The 5,865-nt window shown below is 69.3% G+C and carries 6 protein-coding genes; 5 read left to right on the forward strand and 1 reads right to left on the reverse strand.

Translation table 11 applies throughout. The features are described from left to right. A partial coding sequence (locus DSP71_RS05350; protein ID WP_147251211.1) for a dihydrolipoamide acetyltransferase family protein occupies nt 1-740 on the forward strand: 740 nt, incomplete at its 5' end. A gap of 33 nt (nt 741-773) precedes the next feature. Here the strand turns inward: DSP71_RS05350 and DSP71_RS05355 are convergent. Further along, nucleotides 774-2,048, reverse strand: coding sequence for a sensor domain-containing protein (locus DSP71_RS05355; RefSeq protein ID WP_179516132.1), 1,275 nt, complete (start codon nt 2,046-2,048; stop codon nt 774-776). A gap of 253 nt (nt 2,049-2,301) precedes the next feature. Here DSP71_RS05355 and DSP71_RS05360 point away from each other — a divergent pair, with 253 nt between their 5' ends. The 4 genes from DSP71_RS05360 to DSP71_RS05375 all read left to right on the forward strand — a co-directional run. Beyond that, the gene (locus DSP71_RS05360) at nt 2,302-3,621 is read left to right on the forward strand and encodes an MFS transporter (protein ID WP_113680569.1); all 1,320 of its coding nucleotides are present in this window, start codon (nt 2,302-2,304) and stop codon (nt 3,619-3,621) included. A gap of 122 nt (nt 3,622-3,743) precedes the next feature. Continuing rightward, nucleotides 3,744-4,934, forward strand: a complete 1,191-nt coding sequence (locus DSP71_RS05365; RefSeq protein WP_113680570.1) for an acetyl-CoA C-acyltransferase — start codon at nt 3,744-3,746, stop codon at nt 4,932-4,934. Beyond that, nucleotides 4,934-5,704, forward strand: coding sequence for an enoyl-CoA hydratase/isomerase family protein (locus DSP71_RS05370; protein WP_058632477.1), 771 nt, complete (start codon nt 4,934-4,936; stop codon nt 5,702-5,704). Before DSP71_RS05365 ends, DSP71_RS05370 begins: the two co-directional genes overlap by 1 nt. Then, the coding region (locus DSP71_RS05375) for a 3-hydroxyacyl-CoA dehydrogenase NAD-binding domain-containing protein (protein WP_181800671.1) at nt 5,701-5,865 on the forward strand (165 nt) is incomplete at its 3' end. The genes DSP71_RS05370 and DSP71_RS05375, both read left to right, overlap by 4 nt.

Raw genomic sequence — 5,865 nt, forward strand, 5'->3', positions numbered from 1 at the left:
CAGGAACGGGCGTGGGCCCCGAAGCAGGCGAGACGGTCGACGGTCTCGAGGTGCGCGCGCGCGAGCGGATGTCGCCGCTGCGCAAGGCTGTCAGCGCGAAGCTCTCCCGCAGCCGGTCCGAGATCCCCGAGGCCACGGTCTGGGTGGATGTCGACGCCACCGAGCTGTGGGATCTGCGTGCGCGGATGGCTCCGGAGGGAGGCAAGGCGCCGTCGGTGACCGCACTGCTCGCCCGCTTCGTCCTGCTCGCCCTCGAGGAGTACCCCGTGCTGGCCTCGCGCCTCAGCGAGAACGGGGACGAGATCCTCTCCTTCGACGGAGTGAACCTCGGCATCGCCGCCGACACCGAACGAGGGCTCCTGGTCCCGGTCGTCCCCCGCGCCCATGCCCTCTCCGTGACCCAGCTCGACTCGGCGCTGCGCGAACTCACCACCACGGCCCGCTCCGGCGCGATGCCACCGGAGCGGCTGCGGGGATCGACCTTCACGCTCAACAATTACGGAGGCCTGGGCGTGGACGGCTCAGCCGCGATCATCAACCACCCCGACGTGGCCATCCTCGGGATCGGCCGGATCATCGAGCGCCCGTGGGTCGTGGACGGAGCGATCGTCGCCCGCCGCATCGTGCAGATCTCGCTGGTGTTCGACCATCGGGTATGCGACGGAGGCTACGCCGCGGGCTTCCTGCGCCGGGTGACCGAACTCATCGAGCATCCGTTGCGGGCATTCGGGAGGGTGTAGGCGCTGCGCGCTCGGTTGAGCCGCGGCTCCGGGTCAGCCGAACACGAGCGGACGCTTCGTGGCGTCCTCCACCGTGATGCCGATGATCGTGGCGCCCGGCTCCTCGACATCGCGATCGGCATGGAACCGCAGCAATCGACCATCGCGCGACGCCATGTCGTACCAATGCTCCTCGGAGGAGACGACCGAGACCGTCGTGCCCTGCGGGTACGCCGCGACCGCGTCCGCGACCGGAGCCCCCACGCGAAGTCCGTCGATCGCCGGGAGGTCCGCGCCGACCTGAGTCGTCCCGGAGACGGAGCGGGCGTCGCCGACGGTGACGGATGCGACGGCGGCGCCGCCTTCGGTCGCCTGGACGAGCATCGAGCTCGTGCCCGCGTCGTTCACGAGCTTCGAGGGGTCGCCCGGGAAGGGCGGGGGGATCACCTGCGCCGCTCGCGCCGCAGAGATCGCCTCGTCCACGGGGTCTCCGAGACGGACCGGCCCGACACCGCCGGCCGTGATCATCCAGTCACCCCAGGGGGCCGAGGCATTCTCAGCAGGTTCCGGTTGCTCCGTCGGGGGGTTCGCGGTGAGCTTGTCCATCAACGCGGCGCGAGCTTGTTCCGCTCGCTCCTGGAGCTTCTCCGCGACGGCTTCGGCATCCGGCCGGGCCTCTCCGTCGAGCGACTGCGATACCTGCACGAGAACGTTCCCGACCGTGGCGTAGGCGCTGAACGTCGACCATCCCCCCTCGATCTCCGGCAGCGTCAACGTGCCGGCCAGTGCGCGCACGTTGTCCGAGGCCGCGGGAGTGACAGATTCGAACGAGGCAGGGCCGTTGTAGTCGAAGCTCGCGCACTGTGCCGCCGCGTCGACGAGCTGGTCCAGTCGCGCCTGTGCATGCGCTTCATCGGCGAACTGGAGAGCAAGCATGTGCCCGAAGCGATAGTCCGAGTCGGCCGTCGTCGTCCACGACACGTTGCGCGACCCGACGCTCCACAACGATTGCTCGGCGAACAGCGCGCCGCAGACCTCCGGGACGATCGCCGGGCCGCCGCCATCGGAGATCTGCTCGAGAACGGAGGACGGAGGACGGATGTCGGTCGAGCCGGGGAGGAGCGAGCCGATCTCGTCGGCGGTGAACAGGAATCCTTCCAGTTCCTCACCGACGAAGATCGCGGGCCCCGTATAGGGCTCCGGTGGCGACGTCGTCTCCGGAGCAGCGGTCGGCTCGGGATCGGCCCCCGGCGCGCAGCCGGAGAGCACGAGAAGTGCGGCGACCGCTATTCCTCCGACGTGGATGCGAGCGATTCCAGAACGCGCCATGCGAACCCTCCGATGTGTCATACAGCGCCGATCCGGCGCCCCCTGCGTTGATCGTAGGGTTCCCGGACTCGATGGCGCGAGAAGGGCGACCGTGTCGAGATCAGACCGAGACCGATCGCATGCCCTCGAACGCATACGTTCCACGCGACCCCGATGCGGTACGCTCGGCAATTACTGACCGATCATTCGGTTATGAAAGTCGCCGAGCGCCGTACAGCGCTCTCCCCCGGAATCGCAGAACAATGGAGTTCTCATGACGTCAGCAGTCTCCGACCGCACCCCATCCACACGGATGCCCGCCGAAGAACGGCGCGTACTCGCCGGCACCCTCGTGGGCACGTCGATCGAGTGGTACGACTTCTTCATCTACGCGCAAGCAGCGGGACTGGTGCTCGCGCCCCTCTTCCTGGCTCCGATCGCACAGGAGAACCCCGGCTTCGCCCAGGTGCTCTCGTTCGCGACAATCGGCATCTGCTTCCTCTTCCGCCCGCTCGGCGCGATCGTCGCGGGCCACCTCGGCGACAAGCTCGGTCGCAAGAAGATGCTCGTGCTCACACTCGTCATGATGGGCCTGTCCACGTCGTTGATAGGCCTCCTTCCGACGTATGCCGCGATCGGCGTGGCCGCGCCCATCCTGCTGATCCTGCTCCGCATCGTGCAGGGATTCTCCGCGGGTGGCGAATGGGGCGGAGCCGCCCTGATGGCCGTCGAGCACGCGCCGAACAGCCGCAGAGGACTCTTCGGGGCGTTCCCGCAGATCGGCGTCCCCGTCGGCATGATCCTTGCCACTTCCACCCTGTGGGTGCTCACCAGTTCGATGTCGCCGGAGGCCTTCCTCGAGTGGGGCTGGCGCATCCCCTTCCTGCTCTCGATCGTGCTCATCGCGGTCGGCTACGTGATCCGACGCGCGGTCGATGAGAGCCCGGTGTTCGAGGACCTGCGGCGCCGCCGCAAGGAGGCATCCGCTCCCCTGCGCCGGCTCTTCCGTCAGAACACCAAGCAGGTCGTCCTCACCGCGATCATCTTCATCGCGAACAACGCGGCGGGGTACCTGCTCATCGCGTTCTTCGCGACCTACGCCGTCACCACCCTCGGCATGGACCGACCCCCGGTGCTGCTGGCGACCACCCTCGCCTCGTTCGGGTGGCTCATCTTCACCCTGTGGGGCGGACACCTCTCCGACCGGCTCGGCCGCATCCGCACGTTCCAGATCGGCTACGTGGCGCTCGCACTCTGGGCGGTGCCGATGTGGTTCCTCATCGACACCGCGAACATCCTCTGGTACTTCGTGGCACTGTTCGTGATGACGTTCGCGCTCGGACTCTCTTACGGCCCGCAGGCAGCCCTGTACGCGGAGATGTTCCCCGCGAACGTGCGCTATTCGGGCGTCTCCATCGGCTACGCCCTCGGTGCGATCCTCGGCGGAGCGTTCGCGCCGATGATCGCGGAGGCGCTGATGAACCAGTTCCACGCGGCCTGGACGATCGGCGTGTACATCGCGGTGGCATCCGTGATCTCGCTGATCGGCGTCTCGCTCGTCAAGGAGACGAAGGGCGTGGACCTGCTCAGCTGAAGCCGCCCCGATCGCGGCGCCGGCCACACCTGTGACATAATTACCGGACGATCGGTCAGTAATTCGGGCCGATCGTCCGGACAACGGGCAACCCGTCGAGACAACGCAGTCAGGAGTTCCGCATGACCGAGGCCTACCTCGTCGGAGGCGTACGCACCCCGGTCGGTCGCTACGGCGGAGCCCTGGCTTCCGTCCGTCCCGACGACCTCGCAGCGATCGTCGTCCGCGAGGCGGCGCGACGCGCAGGCGTCGACCCCCTCCAGGCGGAGATCGACGAGGTCATCCTCGGCGCCGCGAACCAGGCGGGCGAGGACAACCGCAATGTCGCCAGGATGGCGGTCCTGCTCGCCGGCCTTCCCGACAGCGTCCCCGGCATCACTGTCAATCGACTGTGTGCCTCCGGCATGTCCGCCGTCACGATGGCCGCTCAGGCGATCCGAGCCGGCGACGCCGACCTCATCATCGCCGGCGGCGTCGAATCGATGACCCGCGCACCCTGGGTGCAGGCCAAGCCCGAGAAGGCATGGGCGAAGCCCGGCGCCGCGTTCGACACCTCGATCGGCTGGCGATTCCCGAACCCGCGGCTCCTGGCCCGCGAGAAGGCGACGTACACGATGCCGGAGACCGCGGAGGAGGTCGCGCGCGTCGACGGCATCGGACGCGAAGAGGCGGACGCGTTCGCCCTGCGCTCGCAGCAACGGGCCGCCGCGGCGATCGCAGACGGACGGTTCGAGGCGGAGATCGTCGGAGTCCCCGTCGGCTCGGGTGAGGTGCTCGTGGACGAGGGCCCTCGACCGGAGACGACGCTTGAAGGCCTCGCCCGACTGCGGCCCGTCGTCGCGGGCGGTCAGGTCGTCACCGCCGGAAACTCCAGCGCGCTCAACGACGGTGCCTCCGCGATCATGGTCGCGAGCGCGGAGGCGGTCGAGCGGCACGGGCTGACACCGCGGGCGCGGATCGTCGTCGGCACCAGCGCAGGACTCGCGCCCGAGATCATGGGCCTCGGACCGGTGCCCGCCACGGAGAAGGCGCTGCAGCGCGCCGGGCTCTCCATCGACGACATCGGCTCCGTCGAGCTCAACGAAGCGTTCGCCACCCAGTCCATCGCCTGCCTCCGACGCCTCGGGCTGGACGAATCCCGCGTGAACGCCGACGGCGGAGCGATCGCGCTCGGTCACCCGCTCGGCTCGTCCGGCTCCCGCCTTCTGGTCACGCTCCTCGGACGCATGGAGCGCGAGGGCTCCCGCTACGGACTCGCCGCCATGTGCGTCGGCGTCGGCCAGGGCGCTGCTCTGATCGTGGAGAAGGTGTGATGCCGCGGTCTCCCCTCGGCGATACGCAGGCGCACGACGAACCCCTCCTCGTCGAAAGGCGTCACGACCGCGTGGTCGCCACCCTCAATCGGCCGCACAAGCGCAACGCGATCGACCAGGCCACGATCGACGCGCTGCACGCGCTGTGCACCGAGCTGGAGACCGTGCCGCTCCCGCTGATCCTCACCGGCGCCGGCGGGGTCTTCGCGGCGGGTGCCGACATCGCCGAACTGCGCGAACGGCGTGCCGCCGACGCGCTGCGCGGGATCAACGCTCACGCGTTCGTCCGACTCGCCGAACTGCCGATGCCCGTCATCGCGGCGATCGACGGCTACGCGCTCGGCGGTGGAGCCGAGCTCGCCTACGCGGCGGACATCCGCATCGGGACGCCGACGCTCGCGATCGGCAACCCGGAGACCGGGCTGGGCATCCTCGCAGCGGCCGGCGCGAGCTGGCGTCTCAAGGAGATCGTCGGCGACGCCAGGGCGATCGAGCTGCTGCTCACGGGTCGCACGGTGAAGGCAGAGGAGGCGCTGCGCATCGGGCTGGTCTCGGCGATCCACGAGACGACGGACCTGCTGCCGACCGCCCACGCCATCGTCGACCGCATCGCCCGCAACGACCCCGCAGCGACCATCGCGACCAAGCGGGTGTTCCGGGCACCCCGCGACCACCACCCCGCCGCCGACCTGGAAGCCCAGGCCGAGCTCTTCGAGAGTCCGGAGAAGTTCCGACGGATGACCGACTTCCTCGAACGGAGAGACCGATGACCGAGAGCACGTTCATCGCGCCCGAACAGGTGGGGGTGCTCGGCGGCGGACGTATGGGCGCGGGCATCGCGCACGCCTTCCTGCTCGCCGGCTCCCGGGTCGGCATCGTCGAACGCGACGCCGACGCGGCGGAGGCGGCCACGGCACGCGTGCTCGAGTCC

This window comes from Microbacterium sp. H6 (assembly GCF_003314775.1).
Taxonomy (GTDB): Bacteria; Actinomycetota; Actinomycetes; order Actinomycetales; family Microbacteriaceae; genus Microbacterium; species Microbacterium oxydans.